The organism is Shewanella gelidii, from assembly GCF_014647855.1.
GTDB classification, from domain to species: domain Bacteria; phylum Pseudomonadota; class Gammaproteobacteria; order Enterobacterales; family Shewanellaceae; genus Shewanella; species Shewanella gelidii.
In genome coordinates this window covers 61,254-83,238 of record NZ_BMPZ01000011.1, presented here as the reverse complement: position 1 = coordinate 83,238, position 21,985 = coordinate 61,254, and the positions used below count along the sequence as shown (strand labels likewise).

Annotated in this window: 17 protein-coding genes; 9 read left to right on the top strand and 8 right to left on the bottom strand. The window is 43.0% G+C overall.

Annotated features, from left to right (window positions below):
* Positions 1-7 precede the first annotated feature (7 nt).
* The 3 genes from IEY18_RS15550 to rmuC all read right to left on the bottom strand — a co-directional run bounded on the left by IEY18_RS15550 (position 8) and on the right by rmuC (position 5,247).
* Positions 8-814 (bottom strand): EAL domain-containing protein, encoded by an 807-nt coding sequence (locus IEY18_RS15550; RefSeq protein ID WP_229779976.1) that lies wholly within the window; start codon positions 812-814, stop codon positions 8-10.
* Between the two features lie 314 nt (positions 815-1,128).
* Positions 1,129-3,057 carry a transglycosylase SLT domain-containing protein gene (locus IEY18_RS15545; protein ID WP_188922513.1) on the bottom strand — a complete coding sequence of 643 codons (1,929 nt, stop codon included), beginning with the start codon at positions 3,055-3,057 and terminating at the stop codon, positions 1,129-1,131.
* Between the two features lie 564 nt (positions 3,058-3,621).
* Positions 3,622-5,247 carry a DNA recombination protein RmuC gene (gene rmuC / locus IEY18_RS15540; RefSeq protein ID WP_188922511.1) on the bottom strand — a complete coding sequence of 542 codons (1,626 nt, stop codon included), beginning with the start codon at positions 5,245-5,247 and terminating at the stop codon, positions 3,622-3,624.
* 193 nt (positions 5,248-5,440) lie between these two features.
* On the opposite strand from rmuC, the gene msrP reads away from it, so the two are divergent.
* From msrP to IEY18_RS15505, 7 genes are all read left to right on the top strand, one after another.
* Positions 5,441-6,478: a protein-methionine-sulfoxide reductase catalytic subunit MsrP gene (gene msrP / locus IEY18_RS15535; protein WP_188922509.1), complete on the top strand. Its 1,038-nt coding sequence runs from the start codon at positions 5,441-5,443 to the stop codon at positions 6,476-6,478.
* Positions 6,478-7,161: a protein-methionine-sulfoxide reductase heme-binding subunit MsrQ gene (gene msrQ, locus IEY18_RS15530; protein WP_188922507.1), complete on the top strand. Its 684-nt coding sequence runs from the start codon at positions 6,478-6,480 to the stop codon at positions 7,159-7,161. The genes msrP and msrQ overlap by 1 nt, the downstream gene beginning before the upstream one ends.
* Positions 7,162-7,604: 443 nt before the next feature.
* Entirely contained in the window at positions 7,605-9,251 is a 1,647-nt protein-coding gene (locus IEY18_RS15525) for a methyl-accepting chemotaxis protein (protein ID WP_188922504.1), read from the top strand.
* 141 nt (positions 9,252-9,392) lie between these two features.
* Positions 9,393-11,162, top strand: a complete 1,770-nt coding sequence (locus IEY18_RS15520) for a DUF885 domain-containing protein (RefSeq protein WP_188922502.1) — start codon at positions 9,393-9,395, stop codon at positions 11,160-11,162.
* A gap of 216 nt (positions 11,163-11,378) precedes the next feature.
* Entirely contained in the window at positions 11,379-12,506 is a 1,128-nt protein-coding gene (locus IEY18_RS15515; protein WP_188922500.1) for a M14 family metallopeptidase, read from the top strand.
* Positions 12,507-12,540: 34 nt separating this feature from the next.
* On the top strand, positions 12,541-12,858 hold the full coding sequence (locus IEY18_RS15510) for a zinc ribbon domain-containing protein (RefSeq protein WP_188922498.1): 318 nt from the start codon (positions 12,541-12,543) through the stop codon (positions 12,856-12,858).
* A gap of 24 nt (positions 12,859-12,882) precedes the next feature.
* Entirely contained in the window at positions 12,883-13,164 is a 282-nt protein-coding gene (locus tag IEY18_RS15505; protein WP_188922496.1) for a YeaC family protein, read from the top strand.
* A gap of 85 nt (positions 13,165-13,249) precedes the next feature.
* Here IEY18_RS15505 and ansA read toward each other — a convergent pair whose 3' ends face one another.
* Positions 13,250-14,263: an asparaginase gene (gene ansA, locus IEY18_RS15500; protein WP_188922494.1), complete on the bottom strand. Its 1,014-nt coding sequence runs from the start codon at positions 14,261-14,263 to the stop codon at positions 13,250-13,252.
* A gap of 105 nt (positions 14,264-14,368) precedes the next feature.
* Positions 14,369-16,207: a signal peptide peptidase SppA gene (gene sppA / locus IEY18_RS15495; protein ID WP_188922492.1), complete on the bottom strand. Its 1,839-nt coding sequence runs from the start codon at positions 16,205-16,207 to the stop codon at positions 14,369-14,371.
* A 165-nt stretch (positions 16,208-16,372) separates the two neighbouring features.
* Here sppA and IEY18_RS15490 point away from each other — a divergent pair, with 165 nt between their 5' ends.
* Both IEY18_RS15490 and IEY18_RS15485 read left to right on the top strand, forming a co-directional pair.
* Positions 16,373-18,388 carry an NADPH-dependent 2,4-dienoyl-CoA reductase gene (locus IEY18_RS15490; protein WP_188922490.1) on the top strand — a complete coding sequence of 672 codons (2,016 nt, stop codon included), beginning with the start codon at positions 16,373-16,375 and terminating at the stop codon, positions 18,386-18,388.
* A gap of 167 nt (positions 18,389-18,555) precedes the next feature.
* A complete protein-coding gene (locus tag IEY18_RS15485) occupies positions 18,556-19,029 on the top strand; it encodes a YciI family protein (protein WP_188922487.1) in 474 nt (157 codons plus the stop codon).
* 38 nt (positions 19,030-19,067) lie between these two features.
* Here the strand turns inward: IEY18_RS15485 and IEY18_RS15480 are convergent, their stop codons facing one another.
* The 3 genes from IEY18_RS15480 to IEY18_RS15470 are packed head-to-tail and all read right to left on the bottom strand — an operon-like array spanning position 19,068 to position 21,632.
* The gene (locus IEY18_RS15480; protein WP_188922485.1) at positions 19,068-19,580 is read right to left on the bottom strand and encodes a GDYXXLXY domain-containing protein; all 513 of its coding nucleotides are present in this window, start codon (positions 19,578-19,580) and stop codon (positions 19,068-19,070) included.
* Positions 19,573-20,679, bottom strand: a complete 1,107-nt coding sequence (locus tag IEY18_RS15475; RefSeq protein ID WP_194468934.1) for a DUF4401 domain-containing protein — start codon at positions 20,677-20,679, stop codon at positions 19,573-19,575. Before IEY18_RS15475 ends, IEY18_RS15480 begins: the two co-directional genes overlap by 8 nt.
* Positions 20,643-21,632 carry a DUF2157 domain-containing protein gene (locus IEY18_RS15470; protein ID WP_188922481.1) on the bottom strand — a complete coding sequence of 330 codons (990 nt, stop codon included), beginning with the start codon at positions 21,630-21,632 and terminating at the stop codon, positions 20,643-20,645. Before IEY18_RS15470 ends, IEY18_RS15475 begins: the two co-directional genes overlap by 37 nt.
* Positions 21,633-21,985 lie beyond the last annotated feature (353 nt).

Genomic DNA, 21,985 nt, shown 5'->3' with positions numbered 1-21,985 from the left:
TATAACGCTAGCTCGATTGTTTCATCAAATGAATATAGGGCTCGGCATTGCAATCAATCTTATGGTTTGCCGTGGGAATGTTAGCTTGCTGAGCAAGTGCGTTGCTTAGTGGTAGGTTATGTTTTGGCGTCAAAAATAGGGATTGAAAATAAAACCCTTGCACATAATCTACAGACAATGATTGTGCAAAAGCTAATTGTTGTCGAGTTTCAATCCCTTCTAGAACCGTTTTTTTTCCACTAACCTTCGCGAACTGAATGAGGGCGCTTAGGAGTTGAGGGAGTGAAGTGGATTCGTCATATTCAAGCCAGCTTTTATCGAATTTAACCAGATCGACCTTGCTTAAAACCTCTAGGCTCAGCATCGCGTGTTTGGCACCGACGTCGTCTAGTGCGCACGGTATATTGAATCGTTTCAACTCATCAATCAGCGTTTTAGACAATGCCGCGTCCTGAATACAGGTGTTTTCAATAATTTCAACGACGATGTCTTGATGGCGTATGAGTAAGTCAAACATAAGAGGCTGGGTGTGCGGTTGTAATGCATGGGGATCTAAGTTAATAAATAAGCGGCTATTTTGTGGAGCATGCTGAATTTGAAACTGTTTGGCAATGAGTTCAATGGATGCAAATTGTTCGGGATGCTCATGAAGTGCATCAAAAACAATGTTTGGTGGGATCAGATTTTGATTCGGATCAGTAAATCGAGTTAGCGCCTCATAGCCACATATGTCCTGAGTGTTCGGATTAATAATGCATTGGTACTGACAACTCATCGACAACTGGTTGATGTCTTCTATGTGAAATTGGGGCATGGTTTGTTCTGGCTTACTTGTTGGTATTGATAATTATTATCATCTGAGCGGTTTGAAGCAACTATTAATGCTTCAGGATCCGTCAAGGCGCACAAAACTCACGCTTAAAGGCCTAAACTTTAAACATCGTCATTATTTCTGGAAAGGAAATGTGAGAGGTGGTGAGCTTGTTTGAGTTCTGAGTTCAGTTTAAAAGTCTATTCATTTGCATAGCGGTTCGCTGCTAGCTTTGTTTACACAAAGCCATTCATAAAACAGATGGCAAGGAGTGCCGCGAACGAAGTGAGGCTCGAAAAATCGTGCCTCACCTCATGTCAATATTTGAACCTAATCTCATCCTCGGTAAAAATGGAAACGGGCTTGCCATTCATCTTTTGAAAAATGGCACGGTAACTAATGACGGCTTGGACGTATTCTCGTGTCTCTTTGAATGGAATTGTTTCGATAAAGCTCATCACATCTAAAGTTCCATTCGATTTTTCCAGCCACCTTTTAACCCGGTGGGGACCTGCGTTATAGGCTGCGGTCGCAAGTACGCGGTTTTGCTTAAACTGGGTGAGCAACTCGGCGTAATAAGCACTACCGAGCTGGATATTGAGTTGACTATTAAACAACTGTGATTTCGTGCGGTAATGAATGTTATTTTTTTTGGCTGTTTGCTTTGCCGTCGCCGGCATTAGTTGCATTAACCCGCGAGCGCCCACTCCTGACTGCGCTCGCGCAAAAAAGGCACTTTCTCGCCTTGCAATCGCTCTAATTTCATCAATATCGACCTTGTATTTCTTACTGGCCGCAAGAAAATTCTTCTGCTCTGCTTCTGGAAAACGCATTTGCATGTCGCCCCATAGCTTAGCTTGAATACTGGCTTGCACGGCAGCATCAAACCATTGACGCTGTTGAGCATATAGCCCGAGCTGAGTTTTTTGTTCTTTTGTCACTCTTCGCAGGAGTAAAACCCACTCATTACGCGCCTCCGACAGTTTTTCGATGGCATACAGCTCTTGAATTCTGGAGAGCGCCTTATCTGAGGCAATTTGTTTCAGAACCTGCTTATCAACTGTATTGGACTGATGGTTTAACTGGATGGCCTGCTTGTTCTGAAACGCAGCGGTAAAACCATAAAAGTTTCGTTGCTGTTGCAGTTGTCTTGCATTGGACTCAGGTGAGTTAATAAGGCCATTTTTGAGTTGCCAATATTGCCAACGATGGCTTTGCTTAGCTTTCTCACTGAGGAGTTGAATAAACTTATCTTGAGCAGATTTATCTTTTTCATGAATTGCCCAGCGGATACGTTTTTCGAACAAGTCATCAGATTGGATATTTGGTAAGGCTGTATCGATAAAGCTTTTGATCTCTTCTGCCTTTCTGATCAAGCCGCGACGAACAATATACCGTTGAACTTCAATAGACTGGTATTTACTGAATCGATTTTTTTGTTCATATCGATGAAATAGCCTAACCGCAGACTTCAGGTCTTTTCGTGCGAGCTTCTTTAAACCAACACGTACCAATTCACTCATGAGTTGCTGAGTACTATTAAACTGGTCAACATGGCGCAGGGTATTTGGATCTTTATAGACCGCTAGCAGTTGCTTTGTCATCGGTTTGGAACGGGTGACTTTTTTAGAAAGATACTTGAGGAGTCCATATTGATTTGACTCAAAAGCAAGTAGCATTCTGGACCAAATCATTGCTTGCGTTTTGTGGCCTGCTTTACTCCATGCAGAAAATAGCGGGTCACAGCTTTTGGGTCTTGATTTACCATGTAGCCATAGCTTTTCTGCGCCTTGAAAGGCTCGCTTGCTTTCTCCTGTTGCCAGTAAAGCTCGATAATAGTAACAACGAAGTTGCGTTTCCCTAGGCTCTTGGGGCGACAAGACCAAGAAGTCCTGCCAGCGTGCATGACCCCCCGTCTGTTTCAAATAGCGATATCGACCACTGTTGTAGAGTGGAGAATCTCGAAAAGCCTCAAGCTGAGCTTGAGCCTTACTTCCTCTCGACGCTAATATTTCTTCAATGGTGTCATGATAATCGAGATACAGTGTTAAAGGATAATCTTGAAGCCGTTTGCGTAGCTTGCGATATTCTGCTTGTTTGTTGAGATCAAGAGCCTTTTTTGCAGCCAAATAATCTTGCTGGGGTTGGGTTAGCTGAGAAAGCCCCATCGTATTGGCGCTTAAGCTGGTTGAAGCACTGATGCTTATTGCAAGGGTACATAGTAGTGAGCGAGTTTTTTTTAACATATTAATTCCCGAAACCAATGCCCAAAGAGAAGTTCATTTATATGAACGGGGCGAAAATGGGTTTATGACGAGAAGACCTAAATTTTTGGTCTATCTTGTATTTATTGTGGAACTGTTGCCCTTTAGCAGCCGTTATTGCCAACAAGGAAGATAGTTATTAATTCTATCCTTGACTGATGAATTTTTATCTAACACTAAGCGGCTCTGTTTTTGTCGTCCGTTGCTAGGGCATGGTGTTTGAAACACCACCAGCACCATGCGTTCCTATTAATTCACTAAATTAGCAAATAATCAATGTGAATTATTGGGAAACAAGCGTGATATAGGCAGACACTGTGGTTAACACTCGCGACTTGAAACATCATGCTTTTTCAATTTGAGGTGGACTGAGTTCCTTAATCAAAGACTTTCACTAAACCTGCTGCGACGCACTGCGATAAAGCGTTGGTTGCCTGTTGTTTAGTAATCAATCCAAACGTCACTAATTTAACGCCTAAATCTGGCATTTGTATGTCAATCCTGAGGCTGATTCTGGCAGTGTTGCCTTAAAACTCGCCGTAAGTTCTAGGGTGCATGTTGACTGCCATTACTATTGTTAGTTTTGTCACTAGTGTTCATTGCCTTTGCGCTTGATAATTTTGGTTCAATCAATGGAGCATCGTTTGTGTGTGGGCTAAGCGCTATCGTTGATTCGTCGTCGAGGAGAGCTTGTTCCACCAACTGTTTGTCTATACTTTTACTCGACTCTATCCCCATTTTTTGCATCTGATGCGCCTGTCTGATGACATTACCTTTGCCTTTAGCAAGTTTATTCATTGCCAGCTGGTAGGCTTTGTCAGCGGTTTCGAGGGCGCGGCCAACTTTCTCCATGTCGTCAAGATAGCCACAGAGTTTGTCGTAGAGCTTACCTGCTTGTTGTGCAATTTTTTGAGCATTTTGATTTTGTAATTCATAACGCCAAATATTGCTGATGGTCCTCAAAGCGACTAACAAGTTGGTTGGACTTACAAGCATGATGTTGTTGTCTAAAGCTTCATGGATCAGTTCTGGCTCCTTCTCGATGGCGAGTAAAAATGCGGGCTCTACAGGGATGAACATGAGTACATAGTCTAAACTCTGAATGCCATGGAGCTTGTGGTAATCTTTTTGGCTTAAGCCTTTTAGGTGAGCGCGAATGGCAACAATATGATCTTTAATAGCTTGTTGCCGAACAGCATCATCCTCACTATTGAAATAGCGTTCGTACGCCACCAAAGTCATCTTCGCATCAATGACAACATCTTTACCTTCTGGCAAATGGACAATGACATCGGGTTTGAAGCGTTTACCTTGGTCATTTTTTAAATCTTGCTGAACTTGATATTCATGATTTTGTCTGAGCCCGCTTTCTTGTAAGACGCGTTCAAGAATGACTTCCCCCCAGTTTCCCTGCTGTTTGTTGTCGCCCTTCAATGCTTTGGTGAGGTTTATAGCATCTTGACTCATTTTTAGGTTTAAATTTTGTAGGTTTTCTAACTGATGTTTTAACGCTGAACGCTGGTTTTGTTCTTGGGTATATGACTCATGCACCTGTCGTCTGAAACCTTCGAGTTGCTGCTTTAGTGGACCCAAAACCCCATCAAGTTGTGAGGCATTTTGTTGTTTCAGATGCTGGCTTTTATCTTCAAAAATTTTATTTGCCAAACTTTCAAATTGGAGTTGTAGCCGTTGCTCGGCATTTTCGAGAAGCTCAACTTTATCCTTCAGAGCATTTTTTTCCGCTTCACTTGTGGCCTGAATTGTTTGTTGAAGTGCATGGGACTTGGATAGCGCAAGTTGTGTCTCAACTTGCTTGCGTTGTAATTGATTCAGTTGCTGCTCAAGTTCTGTTGCTCGATCCGCTTGGGATTGTGTTTTGCCCAATAATTCAATTTTAAATTCATATCGTTCTTGTAGTTGATCGATTTCGTTTTTTAATCGTTCTTGCGCGACTAATGTTTGTTCTAGCTGTGATTCAAAGGATTGGATAGACGCTTGATGTTCTGCGATTAATTGGTTTTTCGATTGTTCCCAGCGTGTTCTTGTTTTGCGCTGATTAAACAGAGCGCCGATCATCATTGCGAGGACTATCGTGGCAACCAGTGCGATGAATTGTGGAATGGTCAGCGACAAGTGCTCTGAAAAAAACGTTGAAATTTGTTCTAAATCCATGGAAAGGCCGTTGTTTGAAAAGTGGCAAAGAAGATTGGCAATAGATTGGCATGTGAGTCATAGAGTCGCAAGTGCTGAAAATTAAGAGTGTTTAACAATTAAGCGAGTCCGCCGACTTTATTGAGTCTGTGGAAATTTTTTTTGGCTTAACACTGTCTATTAGTGAACAGGCAATTGGCGGAAGAGATACCCTATGAGCAACCCTCAAAAATATACCCAAGGGATTTTAAAGAAAGCAACATGGAATAGCCCTGAGCAAGAAGTGACACCGGAACAGGTTTTTAATGATCGCCGAGCCATCGTCAAAGCATTAGGTTTGGGGGCAATAGGTGCGAGTTTACCGGGTCACGTTCAAGCCGGGATATTCGATTTGTTTGGTAAGAAGGATGCTCAACCTAGTTTTATCACAACGGACTTGACGTTCAAACAAAACAGCCGCTATACAACGGAAGAAACACTTACACCGTATGAAAAAGTGTCCCGCCACAATAATTTTTATGAGTTTGGTACTGCAAAACACGAGCCTGCCAACAATGCGCGAAAGTTTAAAGTCGATCCGTGGAAGCTGGTGATTGAAGGAGAGGTCGACCATCCGATAACACTCGACTTAGATGATCTTACTCAGTTGATTGCGCTCGAGGAGAGAACGTATCGCCTTCGCTGTGTTGAAGCCTGGTCAATGGTCGTTCCCTGGGTAGGTTTTCCACTTGCTGCGCTACTCAAAAAAGCCGGGGTTAAAACATCAGCAACCCATGTGGCTTTTGAAACTCTATTTGATCCCGAGCAGATGCCAGGGCAAAAGAATCGTTTGATGGGGGGAGGTATCCATTACCCTTATGTTGAAGGTCTTACGATTGAAGAAGCAATGAATGACCTTAGCTTCATGGCTGTAGGTCTTTACGGTAAAACACTACCGCCTCAAAATGGCGCACCAATACGATTGGTTGTGCCATGGAAGTACGGGTTTAAAAGTATCAAGTCGATTGTTCGTATTCGGGTTATGGACAAGCAGCCGCCAACCAGTTGGAATCAGCTGGCGTCCCATGAATATGGCTTTTATGCAAATGTGAACCCGAAGGTCTCGCATCCGCGCTGGTCACAAGCAAGTGAAAGACGGATTACAGAGGGTGGGTTGTTCTCAGCAACACGCATTCCAACACAAATGTTTAACGGGTATGGTGAGTATGTATCCGATTTATATAAAGGGATGAATCTGAGGGAATACTATTAATGCGTTTATCTCCCCGTTCAGTGTTGCTGCTGAAAGTCGTGTTTCATTTCATTGGATTAGTACCGATTGCCTATCTTTTGTTACTGGTTCTAAACGATCAAGCCGGGGGCGATCCGGTTCAGTTTATTATTCACTATACGGGGATGGGAACGATTAATGCGGTCGTAGCCACTTTGCTCATTTCCCCACTGGCTAAGCAGCTAAAACTAGCAGCCCTAATGCAGACCCGTCGATTAGTCGGTCTCTATGCGTTTGTATATGGCTTGCTTCATATTGCCGCGTTTGTCAGTTTTGATCTGTTGTTTGCCTGGTCATTCTTGTTAGAAGAAATCATTAAGCGACCATACATCATGGTCGGAACCGCAGGGTTTGTCATATTATTGCTACTTGCTGTGACCTCTCCAAAGTTTATGATGCGCAAGCTAGGAAGACGGTGGCAAAAACTTCATAACGCGATTTATCTACTTGCCATCCTAGCGCCAGTTCATTTCTATTGGTCGGTGAAATCTGAAATTATCGAGCCATCGATTTATATTGGAGTTTTCATCTTTTTACTCGGGTATCGTGCTGTGACGCGGGGTTGGTTTGCCAAGAAACCGCACCCAAAAGCAGTGAACAGCACCACTAATGCTAGTCCTTCACCAAATCACGCTTCGCGCAGTGCAGGTACATCTGGCCGGTAACGATATCGTTCAAATTACGGGCATACGCGGCTCTATGAATCGTCTCGTCCAAGCAAGTGTATTTCGTTTCGCTTATCGATACCCATTCCCTTGTTTCTGACTGTTTACTGCTCTTGCTTGTTGTTTTATGGCCACGACAATCAAGAACGGTTTCGGTGATGACCTGGTCGCAGAATTGCTTCGATCGCTATGTTGGATAGGCGGCGAGAGTGGAATACTTGTGAACACTTGAGTCATTAGCTGTTAATTATCAGCCTTATACTATACTTATGACTAATCGAACTCGAAATGCGATTTCCGTATGCTTGAGCTCGAATTGTTGCCTGAGTTGATGCTTAGATCCGCGATTGCATCAATTTAATTGGTAGAAAAACTAACGTGCGTTAGTCATCCAACTTATAACGAATACAATAAAACTTGCCAAATTGAGTACTGGGGTTTGTATGAAAAAATCAGCCAGCTTGTTTCGAAGAGTGAATGTTTCAAAACGGCTCCTAATTATGCTCGCAATATCAATCGTGGCGACGCTAGTGATTTACCTTTTTACTTTATCGAGTATTGAATCGTTACTGGTGCAAGAAAAACGAGCCAAGTTGAGCTCTTTGACCGATGTCGCTGTCTCTCAAGTTAAGTATTATCATCAAAAATTTAAAGATAATGAGTTGAGCGAAAGCGAAGCGAAACAAGCTGCTATCGCAGCGCTGAATGACATGCGTTATAACGAAAAAGAGTATTATTTCTCTATGAATCGTAGCGGCATATTGGTGCAGCATCCTTTTGCAAAAAAATTGGTGAATACTAATGTTCTTGGTAAAAAAGATCCAAATGGTACGCCGCTGTTTCAAAATATGCTGGACGTAACCGCAAGCCAAGAATCGGGTATGGTTGAATATATGTGGAATCGCCCGAATGCAACCGCGCCTAGCCCCAAAATGAGTGTAGTCAAACGTTTTGCACCTTGGAATTGGGTCGTTGGGACAGGGGTGTATATTGATGATATTACAGAACAAACCGATGCGTTTTCTTGGCAATATCTGATTTTGTTTTGTGTGATTTGGTTGCCGGTAACCCTTATTTTATTTTTGATCGTTCGTAGTATTTCATTGCCTCTAGAACGCACAATTGCCGCACTCGCTAACATTGCCAAAGGCGAAGGAGATTTATCAGTGCGGCTGCCAGAAACTGGACAAGATGAACTCACAGAGGTTGCAACAAATTTCAATATATTCGTATCAAAGATTGCCAGGCTGGTGGACTCTTTAGGGGACAGTGTTGTTGAAGGTCATCGTTATGCGGACGAGTTACAAAAGGTATCTCTGCAAACCAAAGAGCTGACCCACAGCATGTTGCTAGAAACTGAAAATGTTGCTTCTGCAGTCAATCAAATGTCAGGCTCTGCTACCGATGCAACTTCAAATGCACAACAGGCTGCGCAAAATGCAGAGCAAGCAAGTCATGAAGCTGAAGATACCAATCTTGTTGTTGTCAGCGCGATGGAAAAAATTGTTCAACTATCTAATGAACTTGAGCAAGCATCGAGTGTGACTGAAAGCTTAAAAGTGAGTTCCGGCAAAATCGGCAATATTTTAGATGTAATTGTCGGCATCTCTGAGCAAACCAACTTACTTGCGTTAAACGCTGCAATTGAAGCGGCTAGAGCCGGTGAAGCAGGTCGAGGGTTTGCTGTGGTGGCAGATGAAGTGCGATCGTTGGCGAGTAAAACACAAGAGTCGACACAGGAAATAAACGAGATTATCGAAGCGATTCGTATGAGCGTTGAAGATGTTAATTTATCCGTGACCAACGCTTTGGGGCAATCGAGCACTGTTGTTGATGAAACCCAAGCTGCTGTTGATGCACTTTCTAACATTCAAAAAACAATCGGTGAAATTAGTGATGCTAACAATCAGGTTGCTGCAGCGAGCGAGCAGCAGGGGGCTGTTGTTAATGAACTCAATGATAATATTGCTCGTATTAATCAGATGTCAGAGCAAAATCAGTCTAACAACATGGACATCAACAGCACTAGCCAACAACTACAGCAAAGCTCAGAACGATTAGAAACGCTTATTAAAGGTTTTAAAGTTTAATCGTTCGAGGATACAGTCGTGAAAAAGGCGCTCAGGCGTCTTTTTTTATGACAGTTATTTGTAATCAAATTTGTCTGTCGTACTGCATTTTGATTGTAGACATGATGTACTAGGCCGCAATTTTACCTAGGGAGTTTGGTTATGAAAAAAACAAAATTAGCATTGATGCTTGTTGCTGCACTTGCGGGCACGAGTGCTTGTCAAATGAATAGTCCACAAGAGCCGACAAATCTCGTTAAACAAACACCAGCGACGCAGGGTTTTAGTGACTTTTCTTTACAGTTTATAGACTCTCTTTGGACTATCTCACCGACATGGGCGCTGTATAGTGGCTACCACAAGTATGATGGCCAATTGCAGATCCCAGATCGTCAAAGTCGTTTTGAGCAACTTGCATTTATTGATAAACAGCAGCAGTTATTGACACAATTTGAACCTGATTCGCTGGATGTGAAATCGAGAATTGATTACCGCCTCATTGAGAACTTGCTTGCGAGTATGAAGTGGGAAATTGAAACGTACCGAGCGTGGCAGTGGAACCCTTCGATTTATAATGTCGCAGGTGGTTTTGCACAGATTACAAATGAAGATTTTGCACCATTAGAGGAGCGGCTGCGCAGCGTCATCTCCCGGCTTGAGAATGTTCCTGCCTACTATGCGGCTGCTCGTGACAATATCCAAAACCCAACGCTTGAACATACACAATTGGCTTTAGGGCAGAACAAGGGTGTTTTCTCCATTTTATCTGAAGAATTGGCGAAGCAAGTGGCTGACTCCAAGCTGTCTCAAACAGAAAAAGCTTTGTTTAGCGAGCGTTTTGAACTTGCGAAAGATGCCGTCGAAATGCATATCGATTGGTTAGCCCAGCTGACTGCCAATTTAGAAAAGAATGGCGCGAAAAGTTTTCGTATTGGTGAGGCGTTATATGAGCAAAAGTTTGCCTATGACATTCAAGCTGGGATGACAGCAAAAGCCCTGTATCAAAAAGCGCTAAAAGACAAAGCGAATGTCCAAGCAGAAATGGCAAAGATCACCAAGGATCTCTGGTCGAAGTACTTTGACACACCGATGCCTAAAGATACCAATCAAGCCACAAAACAATTAATTGATTTGTTATCTTCTAAGCACGTAAAGCGTGAAAACTTTGTTGATGAAGTATCTAAACAAATTCCAGAGTTAATTAAATTTGTAGAGAAAAAGAAACTATTGACATTAGACCCTTATAAACCGCTAGTTGTTCGAGAAACTCCGGAATATATGCGTGGCTTTGCGGGAGCTTCAATTAGTGCTCCTGGTCCCTATGAGAAGCATGGCAATACCTATTACAACGTTACACCACTTGATGAGATGACCGCTGAGTCTGCCGAGAGTTATCTTCGCGAGTATAATCATTGGATCTTACAAGTCTTAAATATCCATGAGGCAATCCCTGGGCATTATTCCCAATTGGTTTATTCTAATGAGTCACCCAGCCTAGTCAAAAGCTTGTTTGGCAATGGGGCGATGGTTGAGGGTTGGGCCGTTTACACTGAGCGAATGATGCTAGAAGAGGGTTATGGAGATTTCGAACCAGAGCTTTGGTTGATGTACTACAAATGGAACCTCAGAGTCATTTGCAATACGATTCTTGATTATAGTATTCAAGTTAACGGGATGACACGTGAGCAAGCAATTGATTTAATGACGAATGAAGCATTCCAACAAATGGCGGAAGCTGAAGGAAAGTGGCGTCGAGCAACGCTGAGTCAGGTGCAGCTAACGAGTTACTATTCAGGTTATCGTGAGATTTATGATCTACGTGAAGAGCAAAAGGAAAAGCTTGGTAAGCAATTTGATTTGAAAACATTCCACGAAACCTTTTTGAGTTTCGGTAGTTCACCGGTGAAGCATATTCGTGAATTAATGCAATAGTTATCCTCATGGTTTGATACAGAGCTGGCCGATGCTAGCTCTTTTTAATTCCCGATCACCACAAATCAAAGTGCCTTGTGACTTCTGCTGACCAGTCATGAACTTGCCGTATTGATTTTGATCATGAGAGGAATTTGATATCATGCGCAAAAATCGCATTCAGAGAGATAGAGTCATTTGTTGGAATGCTAATGATTCTCAGATAAAGGAAAATTCATGCGCATAAGTGCACAATTTGATGGCGGAAACATCGAAGTCATTAATCAAGATAATAGCAATGATATTCAGTTAGCGATCCGTAAAGATGAAGGTGGAGAGTTTTTCCAGTGGTTCAACTTTCGCTGCCAAGGCCCTGTGGGTTCTCGGTATACGCTAAATATTGTCAATGCCAAGGACGCTTCCTATGTCAAAGGTTGGGAGAACTACCAAGCCGTAGCGAGTTATGACCGTCAAACATGGTTTAGACTGCCCACGTGCTATGAGAATGGCCAGTTATCTATCGATCTCACCTTAGAATGCGAATCGATCCAAATTGCCTATTTCGCGCCCTATAGTTATGAGCGTCATTTAGATTTACTTGCTGGAATACAGATGCACTCTCAAGTGAGTTTAGAGCACTTGGGCTTAACCCTCGACGGTCGAGATATGACCTTGGTTAAAGTTGGCAACGGTGACCAAAACAAGAAAAATGTCTGGATTACAGCAAGGCAGCACCCCGGTGAAACAATGGCGGAATGGTTGGTCGAAGGTTTGCTGAGTCGATTACTCGACCCAGATGATGCAACTGCAAAGGCGTTACTGGATCAAGCTAACTTTTATATCGTGCCTAATATGAATCCAGATGGGAGTGCGAGAGGCCACCTGAGAACAAACGCTGCCGGTGTGAATTTAAATCGAGAGTGGCAATCACCTTCACCTAACCAGAGTCCGGAAGTGTTTTACGTGGTGAATCGAATGCATGAGACTGGTGTTGATTTGTTTTATGACGTCCATGGTGATGAAGGTTTGCCTTACGTCTTTCTTGCTGGCTGTGAAGGTGTGCCGAGTTACGATGCTCGTATGGCGGCGCTTCAGAAAGATTTTGTCAGCGCTTTGCAAATGGCTAGCCCCGATTTTCAAACTGAGTTTGGATATGACAAGGATGAGCCGAGTCAAGCGAATCTAACGGTTGGCTCAAACTGGGTTGCTGAAACATTCGGATGTTTGTCGAATACGTTAGAGATGCCATTCAAAGACAATGATAATATGCCAGATCCTATGTCTGGTTGGTCACCTGAGCGCGCGATGTATCTAGGTGAAGCATCTTTGACTGCAATGCTTGCCGTTGTCGATAAGCTAAGATAAAGGCCTTTTTAAACTCAAGTGCTTGGAGAGATGAATGGCATTAGTTCAGTGTCCGGTCTGCAATAAACGTATTTCTAGTATGGCCAAGACATGTAATCATTGTCAGGCCAAGCTCTCTGGTAATACCGAGTCGCTTTCTCGAATTAATCATATTCAACGCTCAACCGAATTGATGAACCATAGTTTTATTGCGCTCACTTTGTTTATCGGTGGTGTTGTTATCTGGTTCTGGGGCGGCGAACCTGCTGAAGGTATGCGCTCTTATATCGGGGGCGCATGTTTTAGTGTTGGATTTGTTGGTTATATGATTACTAGAGTGCGGATTATTTTACACAAGCGTAAAAGCGTTTAGCATAAGGAATGGTGGAATTTACCCATGACAGATATTAATCAAGTCGTCGCCGAGATGCCCGAAGAAATCTATCTGAAGCTGGTCAGTGCGGTTGAGATTGGAAAGTGGGAAGATGGCACAGCTTTAACCCCTGAACAAAAAGAGTCAACGATGCAGGTGGTTATGATGTATCAAGCGAAACACCTTGATCAACACGATCATTTTACGATTAATCGGCATGGCGAAATCAATGAATTAAGCAAAACGCAATTGAAAAAAGCCTTTAAAGGTGAATCGATTGCCGAGTTTAAAGAAAAAGATATGTAAAACTTATGGTTTGAAATCAGAAGCGGCGATTCACAAGGGTGAATCGCCGCTTTTGTTTTTCTACTCCAATCTTAATCTGATTCGATTAGTCTTGGCTTAGCTCGCCGACCAGGTTTTGCTGCATTGCAATTTTGATCTGCGCAGGACTCATTTGTTTCGAAAGTAGATAATGTAACTTGGCGAGCGCCGCTTCAATCGTCATATCTGACCCACTAATAACGCCAGCTTGTGCGAGCGCATTGCCAGTTGCATAGCCACCCATATTGACTTTACCTTGCAAGCATTGGGTTAAGTTGACCAGAATAATGCCACGTTCGTCGGCGGCCTTTAAAGTTTTAAGCAGCTTTGGATCTTGCGGCGCATTGCCAACACCATAGGATAGCAAAATCAGTGCTTTCACTGGTTGTTGTAGAATATTGTCAAAAATTTCAGTTGAAATCCCTGGATATAAGGTGACCACGCCAACGGGTTGTGGACTAATATTCGCCACTTCAATCTTTTGATTGCTTTGCTCGGCAATTTCACCTGCTTTCATTCTTATTTTAATACCGGCTTCTAATAAAAGCGGGTAATTGGGCGATGCAAATGCGTTAAAGCCATCAGCATGGGCTTTGGTTGTCCGGTTACCGCGAAACAGTTTATTGTTAAAGAAAAGGCACACCTCAGCGACAGGGTAGTTTGCAGCAATATATAAAGCATTGAGCAAGTTGGTTTGTCCATCTGAACGTAATTGTGCGAGTGGAATTTGAGACCCCGTCACAATGACTGGTTTACTGAGGCCTTGTAGCATGAAAGATAGAGCTGACGCTGTATATGCCATGGTGTCGGTTCCATGGAGTATGACGAAGCCATCATAGTCTTCATAATTATCTTTGATGTCATTTGCAATCATCTGCCAATCTGTTGGCGCCATATCCGAAGAATCAATTAAAGGCGAATATTCCTGTACGGTAAATTCAGGCATTTCTTCATGATAAAACTCAGGCATAGACTGAACGCATTCGGTTAAAAATCCTGCGACTGGCGCAAAACCATTGGCAGTTTTTTGCATCCCGATAGTACCGCCGGTATAGGCGACATAGATTGATTTTTTCGACATGATAGCGAGAAACTCTTGGTAAACGTTATAAATAAAATAAGCTCGGAGAACCGAGCTTATTTTGCTTGAGCTAGCTATATTTAGCTAGATTTATTTATACTCAATTTAGAAGTTGCATTGGTCACAGTAAAGATACACGCCATTTGGGTCATCGAAGGCCGCAAACTCTTCGATTGTTTGCGTCCAGTGAGACAAAACGCGTTCTAATACACTCGGTTGTTTTACAGACTCAGGCAAGTAACTTACTGCACTAGCAAGCATTTGCTGTATAAATATTTCCTCAGGCGTCAGTTCTTTTTCGATGATTTTGCTATCAAATTTATCCATCTTAGCTAGCTCTGCTGCTTTTGCTACTGCTTTATCCAAATCACCAAGAGCATCAACCAAACCAATCTCTAACGCCTTTTTGCCTGACCATACGCGGCCTTGGGCGATTTTGTCTACCTGTTCAATGGTCATGTTGCGTTCGGAGGCTACCATTGAAATAAATTCATGGTATCCGCGTTCAATGTGGCGTTGAATGACTGCTTTCACTTGAGGCGTCAATGCTCGGCTTGGACGAATACCAGCCCAATCTGACGTTGCAACTCCGTCCGTATGAATCCCTAAGCTGGCAAGCGAGTTTTCGAATGTGGTGATCATGCCAAATATGCCAATGGAACCAGTTAGGGTCGTTGGTTTCGCATAAATGTAATCAGCACTAGCGGAAATCCAATAACCGCCTGATGCAGCCATACTACTCATACTTGCGACAACAGGCTTGCCGGCAGCCTTAAGTGCGAGTACTTCTTGGCGAATTTGTTCTGAAGCGAAGGCACTGCCACCGGGGCTATCTACGCGAAGAACGACGGCTTTTATCTTGTCATCAAACCTGGCTTTTCGTAACAGTGCAGAAGTGCTTTCGCCACCAATATCGCCTGCAGGCTGCTTACCATTAAGGATGGTACCTTTGGCGACGATGATGCCAACACTGTCTTGTGGAACTATTTGTGGCAATGGCTTAACAAGGGTGTGGTAATCATAAAAATCGATATGCTTATATTGGTTGTGCTTCGTTTGGCCCACGCGTTCTATCATGGCTAAACGAAACTCTTCGGCGGTTGCGAGCTTATCGACCCAATTCATATTGAGTGATACCGTTGCTGCATCTCCATCGGCTTTTTCTAGTGCTGCTAAATACGCATCGGCATTCAATGCAAGCTTGTTTGTTTCGATATTTCGGTTTTGAGCGACTTTGTCGGTATAACTTTGCCAAATATCTGAAAGCAAATCAGAGTTTGCCTGCTTTGCAGCATCAGACATGTCGTCACGTAAAAAGGGCTCTACTGCGCTTTTAAAAGTACCGACGCGAAATACATGTGCGTTGATTTTTAACTTATCTAAAGCGGATTTAAAGTATTGACGGTAACGGCTTAAGCCATCAATAGCGACCATGCCTTGTGGGTTTAGGTAAATTTCATCAGCAAAACTTGCTAAGTAATATTGCTTTTGGTTGTAGTAATTACCGACGGCATAAATCTTTTTGCCAGAGGCCTTAAACTCCTCAAGCGCGCTACCAATCGTTTCTAATTTGCTGATGCCAACTCGATGTAACCTTGATAAATCAAGAACGATATTAGCAATGCGTTGGTCTGAGCTTGCATTGCGGATGACATAAACGATATCAGATAGAAGTACTTCATGATCCGTACTGGCATTATTGCTTTGCTTAAGAACCGCTTCGACAGGATCAACATGTCGCTTCTGATCAACGATGGAACCACCAATGTTCAGGAGAAGCGCAGAGTTGTTTTCAATTTTAATCTCTTCATCACCACCCATGGCGATAAGGATTGCAAATAGGATCCCAAAAAAGATCAGGTTTAGTACGGTTTTACGGATCCCGTTGATCACAGCCCAAAGATAAATGAATATCCTTTTTATTAACGAGGGTTTAGCGGACATCTGCCACTCCTTTGTAAGTCATCTTTTGACATGCTAACTGAAAAACACGAGGGTTGGAAAACTCAATTGTAACTGATTTTGATCTTTTGATTTTTGCTTGATGTTGAGCATTTTTGTGAAGCAGGGTATGCTGAATTAAATCACTTGTTTAAAAAGGATGTTTGAATGGCTTTTCCGCATTTATTATCGCCGCTAGATTTAGGCTTTACGCAATTGAAAAATCGCGTGTTAATGGGCTCTATGCACACAGGGCTTGAAGAGGAAAAGGGCGGTTTTGAAAAGCTAGCAGCGTTTTATAAAGAGCGAGCAGCGGGCGGTGTTGGCCTAATTGTTACCGGTGGGATCTCACCAAATATGCGTGGTCGGTTGGCCCCGCACGCATGCCAGCTTAGTTTTCCTTGGCAAGTGTCTAAACATAAGGTTGTGACCCAAGCCGTACATGAAGCCGGCGGAAAAATATGCATGCAAATACTGCATGCCGGTCGTTACAGTTATCATCCATTTTCCGTTGCCCCCAGTAAGAAGAAGTCGCCAATTACGCCTTTTACACCCTCTGCGATGAGTGATCGCCAGGTAAAAGGCACCATTAACGACTATGCGACGAGTGCAAAGCTTGCGAAAAAAGCAGGTTATGATGGCGTTGAAGTGATGGGATCAGAAGGCTATTTAATTAACCAGTTTATATGCGCGAGAACGAACGAACGAACTGATGACTGGGGAGGTAGCTTTGACAAGCGAATGCGTTTCCCTATTGAAATTGTGAAAGCGATACGCGCAAAGGTTGGTCAAGAGTTCATCATTATCTTTAGGTTATCGATGTTAGATTTAGTCGACAATGGTTCTTCCTGGGATGAAGTGGTGAAACTGGCCAAAGCCCTTGAAGAAGTTGGCGTTACGATCATTAACACAGGGATTGGATGGCATGAGGCGAGAGTACCGACCATAGCGACCAGTGTTCCTCGCGCAGCATTTGCATGGGTTACTGAACGTTTAAAATCAGAAGTTAACGTGCCTTTAGTTGCAACTAACCGCATTAATACCCCGGAGATAGGCGAAAATGTTATTGCGTCCGGACAGGCAGATATGGTGTCTATGGCAAGGCCGTTTCTAGCAGATGCAGAGTTTGTAAATAAAGCGCAAGAGAACACGCCAGAGCTTATCAATACTTGTATCGGCTGTAATCAAGCTTGTTTAGATCATACCTTCGCAATGAAAAGGGCCACCTGTTTAGTCAATCCAAGGGCTTGCTATGAAACGGAGATTAACTTCACCCCTGCAAGCCAGCGAAAAAGGATTGCTGTCGTCGGTGCAGGGCCTGCAGGTATGGCGTTTTCTGTATACGCAGCGATGCGTGGTCATATTGTGGTCTTGTTTGAGGCCAAATCAGAAGTCGGTGGACAATTTAACCTTGCTCGAAAGATCCCTGGCAAAGAAGAGTTCAACGAAACCATTCGCTACTTTTTAGAACAGCTCAAACGACACGACGTCGAGTTAAGACTTAATACACGGCTGGATGCGAGTGTGCTTCAGGCTGAGTCGTTTGATGAAGTCGTTATGTCAACAGGGGTCATCCCTAGAAAGCTTGATTTACCCGGTTTTGATTCTGATAAAGTCGTCGATTACCAACAAGTCCTGCAAGGGAGTGTGGCTTTAGGGCAAAAGGTTGCCTTGATTGGCGCGGGTGGAATTGGTTTTGATATGGCACATTTTATTTGCGAGCAAGAATCTACCACGTTGAACCCCGATAAATGGCTGAAACAATGGGGCATCGATAAAACCTATGCTGCGCGTGGGGGACTAGCTGAGCCTGAACTTGAAGCAAAACATAAACAGGTATACCTGTTGCAGCGTAAAACGAGCAAAATCGGTAAAGGCCTCGGAAAAACAACCGGTTGGATTCATCGTAGTGTCTTGAAGAACCATCAGGTTGAATCGATGACCGGCGTTCAATATCAGAGTTTTGATGAACAAGGTTTGCACATTGTGGTCAATGATAGCCCTCAAACTTTAGATGTAGACCAAGTCGTCGTGTGTGCTGGTCAAGAGTCAAACCGCGAGTTACAACAGGAGCTGCTAGACACTGGATTGCCTGTGCATTTGATCGGTGGCGTCGATGTTGCTGCTGAATTAGATGCGAAGCGAGCGATTCGTCAAGGAGCTGAACTCGCGATGCAGTTATAGAGTGGTATTTAGCGCATTGTTTTGTAGGCGCGAATATGTAGTCTTAATTAAGGGGCACTGTTAGTGTGCCCTTTTTTGTTTGAGGTCTCTATCCGCTTGACATCAGGTGAGGCATTCGTAATGGTTGTAAATATTGCCTAGCTCGAAGGTTGATAAAGGAGAACCTAATGAAAGGCTTTGGTTTGCTCATTGTGGCGTTGGCTTTAATTGCTGCAGTATTAACACAGCTCGATCTATCTTCTCAGTTACTTACCACTCAATATGATCCTCGGCGTGCTCAAATCGCAGGCGCTGATGAATATGGAATGAAAAAATATGTGATGGCTTTTTTAAAGCGAGGTCCAAGTCGAGATAGAAGCCAAGAAGAAGCAGAAGCATTGCAACGAGCACATTTAGATAATATCAGTAAGCTTGCAGAAGCAGGAAAGCTTGTTCTCGCAGGCCCCTTTTTAGATGATGGCGAGCTGCGGGGGATCTATATCTTTAATGTTGAAACGGTTGAAGAAGCACAAGCTTTGACCGCAACCGATCCAGCCATCAAGGCCGGCAGTTTAGTCATGGATTTAGTTCCATGGTATGGCAGTGCAGGTTTGATGGAGGTTAATCGCCTCCACAAAGTCATGGCTAAAAAGCAGATCTAACGGTCGTCGTTAAGCGATGCTTGTGCAAAAGACATCGTCTATTCGATGTCTTTTGCAATAATCTTTGCAAACTTTTCGTTATACATGGCTACAAGTAGAAGCTCGCCTTTACTATTCACTTTAAAGCCTCCATATTGAGCGTCCTCAAATAGTGTTGCTTGACCTTCTTCGAAGAAAAAAGCATTTGTTGCAAACTTGACCTGGCTATTACGGATCCGGTAGTTGATGCGTTTGTTATCATCATTTAGTGGTTGTGTATCGGATAGACGTTGAAAATGCGCAACTTGGTTGTTATCGACACTGACAATCACTTGTCCATCAACTGCATTAGGTAAAGCTTCTTCAGTGAGTTGATGTGCTGTTTTAATTTTATCTGCCATTTCAAAACGTAAAGCCATATAGTCGCCTTGCATTAATGATCGAGGATCGACTGGCGCCAGTTTAATAAGAACGAGTTCACCATCGCGAATATGGTTTTCTCTAGTCATGATCGAGAAGTTAATTGCGCCCAGTGCAAAAATGAGTGCGATTATTGCGATAATCCTATTCATGATGCGCCTCCGTTTTTATAAATACCCACTTTTTAAGGCTCCAACGTATGATGAGTAACAGCAACCCGAACAGTATTAGAGTTTGTGACTTTTCTAGCAATGTAATGTCTAGAAAGTAGTAATAGGCTGAAATGAAAGTCAGTAATGCTAAGATCCCCAGTCCCATCAACAATCGATGACTACTTTGATACCCAAGGATCAACAAGAGACTGCCCAACAATAAACCGGTCATTTCAAATGAAGCAGCACAAATCAATAAGGTCGTAAGAATAAGCACACCTTTGTGGATGTTCGTTGCTAACCGATATCGGCTGGCAAGTTTCCATGTAACATAGATAAGTGCCACGCAGGCGAGGGCTTGCCCATGCCACGGTTGAGTGTAGATGGTGGCATCAATGCCAAACAAATCGAGAACCAACTCCTGTTGGGCAAAAAACAAATTGCCTTTTATATACAGTAGTGAGAATGTCGAACCGTATGCAAAAGCTGAAATGAACTGTTGATATTTAGGGTAATGAAACTCGTGTAGCCATAGCCAACTTGTCAGCAACATCAACAAACCGATACCAATATAAGGAAGCCCTAAAAAGGAAAGGGTGAAATTGATACAGTAGAAAGCAATTGTTGCTGAAAATACCCGATGCACAAAACTTGGCATAAGGAAGACAAGCGCACCTTGTAGTATGGCGAAGCTACTACTCAAAAGATGAGGTTGGTCATTGGTTCCAGAGATGAGTGCAAACGCTATAAAAGCTTGACCTGCCAGACTAAAAGCAAGGCCTGCATGCTCAATGAACTCATTTTTAGATGACATCAATAATAAATAAGCACCAAAGATAGTAACGCCACCGAGTGTAAACATAGCAAACTCGGAATCAAAAATATCTAGGGTCATAAAAAGAGAAAAACCCATAAAAAGAAACAAAAATATTGATGCTAGCCAACCACTAAATGCCATCAAAATTTTTATATACCAAGGACTATCATGGGTTTCGAACTCAGGTTGTTCACCACGAACGAGCCCCTGTCGTTCAAGTGACTTCCAAGCTTGGATATCATCCATCATGATTTCATCTCCATATGAACCTTTTTTAACCATATTGCGCTCGCCGCGCCGAGCCCAATTACGGTTAGGGCGAGCAAGAGCAGGCCATCTAAGCTTTCCAGCTCTATCAACAAATTCGCCATAAAACTCGTGATGACAACGATAATTGATAAATTCGCTCCGGCGAGCATAAATAGATCAGGGCGAAGTTTTCTATACGAGAATAAAAACACGACTGCCCACACAAGCCACAAACAAACAAAGAAAGCTGAACCACCGTCAAAAATTCCAAACTGGGTCAGCTCAGTGATGGCCACTCCACTGGCAATCGCGGGAACCCTGACACCCCAGTCACTGGTTTTCCATTGCACGTGATGAGCGATCAGCTCCCACGCGAATAAGCAGAGCGTGTTGAAGACAAATAGGACAAATACGAATTGTTGTTGATGATCTAAGAATGCGGTTATCTCTGATGGCAAAGAAGACCCAAACGGCATACCAAAGGTATTTTGATAGGTAATGATGCTTGTGTTTAATAGAATTAACCAGATAACCCATAGGCTTTCTGAGCGTGCAATAATAGCCCAAGCGGTGATAAAAATTGCCCAGTAGAAAAATAATTGCCATGGATCAGCACCAGTTTGGTATGTTTGTCCGACAAGCGCCAAAAGTGCACCTATAAACAGTGCCGCCATGATCAAGCTGACTTGGGAAACCACCCGGTTTTGGTGATACAAACAATAGGCGATGATACAAACCAAGGCCGAAACTTCAAGTAATGCATAGTGGGTGAATCGACTCAGATCATCCCAGTTAAATGCCACGAGAAAAATGCTCGCGATGGCTATGGCAAGGCTACCGAACCACAATAATAGGTGATCGATAAATTGCAGCCATGAGGCTTTGTTTGGATGTATTTGTGTATGATTTAAAGCTTCGTCGATATGTTCGACTGCGATGCTGCCTTGTTTAATCCATTGAATCAAAGACGATCGAATTAGGCTCATTTGTCTATCCATTGGCTATTGAGCGATGGCGCGATATTAAACCAAATTAAGAAGTTACAATAGTTTTTTCCTCGATAGGTTCAGCCAATCTTCAGTTTTATAAGTATAAATTATTCGTAGATATACCAATAGAAGCAGGGGCGAGTCGGATTTATTAGAGGTTTGCGATATAGTCGAGAAAACCAGCTGAGGTTATGTTTAGGGCGTTGCTTGAGTATTTTTCGTCTCATTCCTGAGTGATTTTTGCCCTGACTCACAATCATGTAAAGCATATTCGATTTAAGGCCGTTGCATAGGTTTAAATGCAAGGGGTAGGGTAAATCTTCACTGCAGATGTGTTTTAACTGACTGTT

Coding starts and splice junctions, on each gene's coding strand:
- IEY18_RS15485 (WP_188922487.1), top strand. CDS start 18,556: ATGAAAGGCTTTGGTTTGCTCATTGTGGCGTTGGCTTTAATTGCTGCA.
- sppA (WP_188922492.1), bottom strand. CDS start 16,207: ATGTCCGCTAAACCCTCGTTAATAAAAAGGATATTCATTTATCTTTGG.
- IEY18_RS15510 (WP_188922498.1), top strand. CDS start 12,541: ATGGCATTAGTTCAGTGTCCGGTCTGCAATAAACGTATTTCTAGTATG.
- msrQ (WP_188922507.1), top strand. CDS start 6,478: ATGCGTTTATCTCCCCGTTCAGTGTTGCTGCTGAAAGTCGTGTTTCAT.
- rmuC (WP_188922511.1), bottom strand. CDS start 5,247: ATGGATTTAGAACAAATTTCAACGTTTTTTTCAGAGCACTTGTCGCTG.
- msrP (WP_188922509.1), top strand. CDS start 5,441: ATGAGCAACCCTCAAAAATATACCCAAGGGATTTTAAAGAAAGCAACA.
- ansA (WP_188922494.1), bottom strand. CDS start 14,263: ATGTCGAAAAAATCAATCTATGTCGCCTATACCGGCGGTACTATCGGG.
- IEY18_RS15490 (WP_188922490.1), top strand. CDS start 16,373: ATGGCTTTTCCGCATTTATTATCGCCGCTAGATTTAGGCTTTACGCAA.
- IEY18_RS15520 (WP_188922502.1), top strand. CDS start 9,393: ATGAAAAAAACAAAATTAGCATTGATGCTTGTTGCTGCACTTGCGGGC.
- IEY18_RS15550 (WP_229779976.1), bottom strand. CDS start 814: ATGCCCCAATTTCACATAGAAGACATCAACCAGTTGTCGATGAGTTGT.
- IEY18_RS15545 (WP_188922513.1), bottom strand. CDS start 3,057: ATGTTAAAAAAAACTCGCTCACTACTATGTACCCTTGCAATAAGCATC.
- IEY18_RS15525 (WP_188922504.1), top strand. CDS start 7,605: ATGAAAAAATCAGCCAGCTTGTTTCGAAGAGTGAATGTTTCAAAACGG.
- IEY18_RS15480 (WP_188922485.1), bottom strand. CDS start 19,580: ATGAATAGGATTATCGCAATAATCGCACTCATTTTTGCACTGGGCGCA.
- IEY18_RS15515 (WP_188922500.1), top strand. CDS start 11,379: ATGCGCATAAGTGCACAATTTGATGGCGGAAACATCGAAGTCATTAAT.
- IEY18_RS15475 (WP_194468934.1), bottom strand. CDS start 20,679: ATGGTTAAAAAAGGTTCATATGGAGATGAAATCATGATGGATGATATC.
- IEY18_RS15505 (WP_188922496.1), top strand. CDS start 12,883: ATGACAGATATTAATCAAGTCGTCGCCGAGATGCCCGAAGAAATCTAT.
- IEY18_RS15470 (WP_188922481.1), bottom strand. CDS start 21,632: ATGAGCCTAATTCGATCGTCTTTGATTCAATGGATTAAACAAGGCAGC.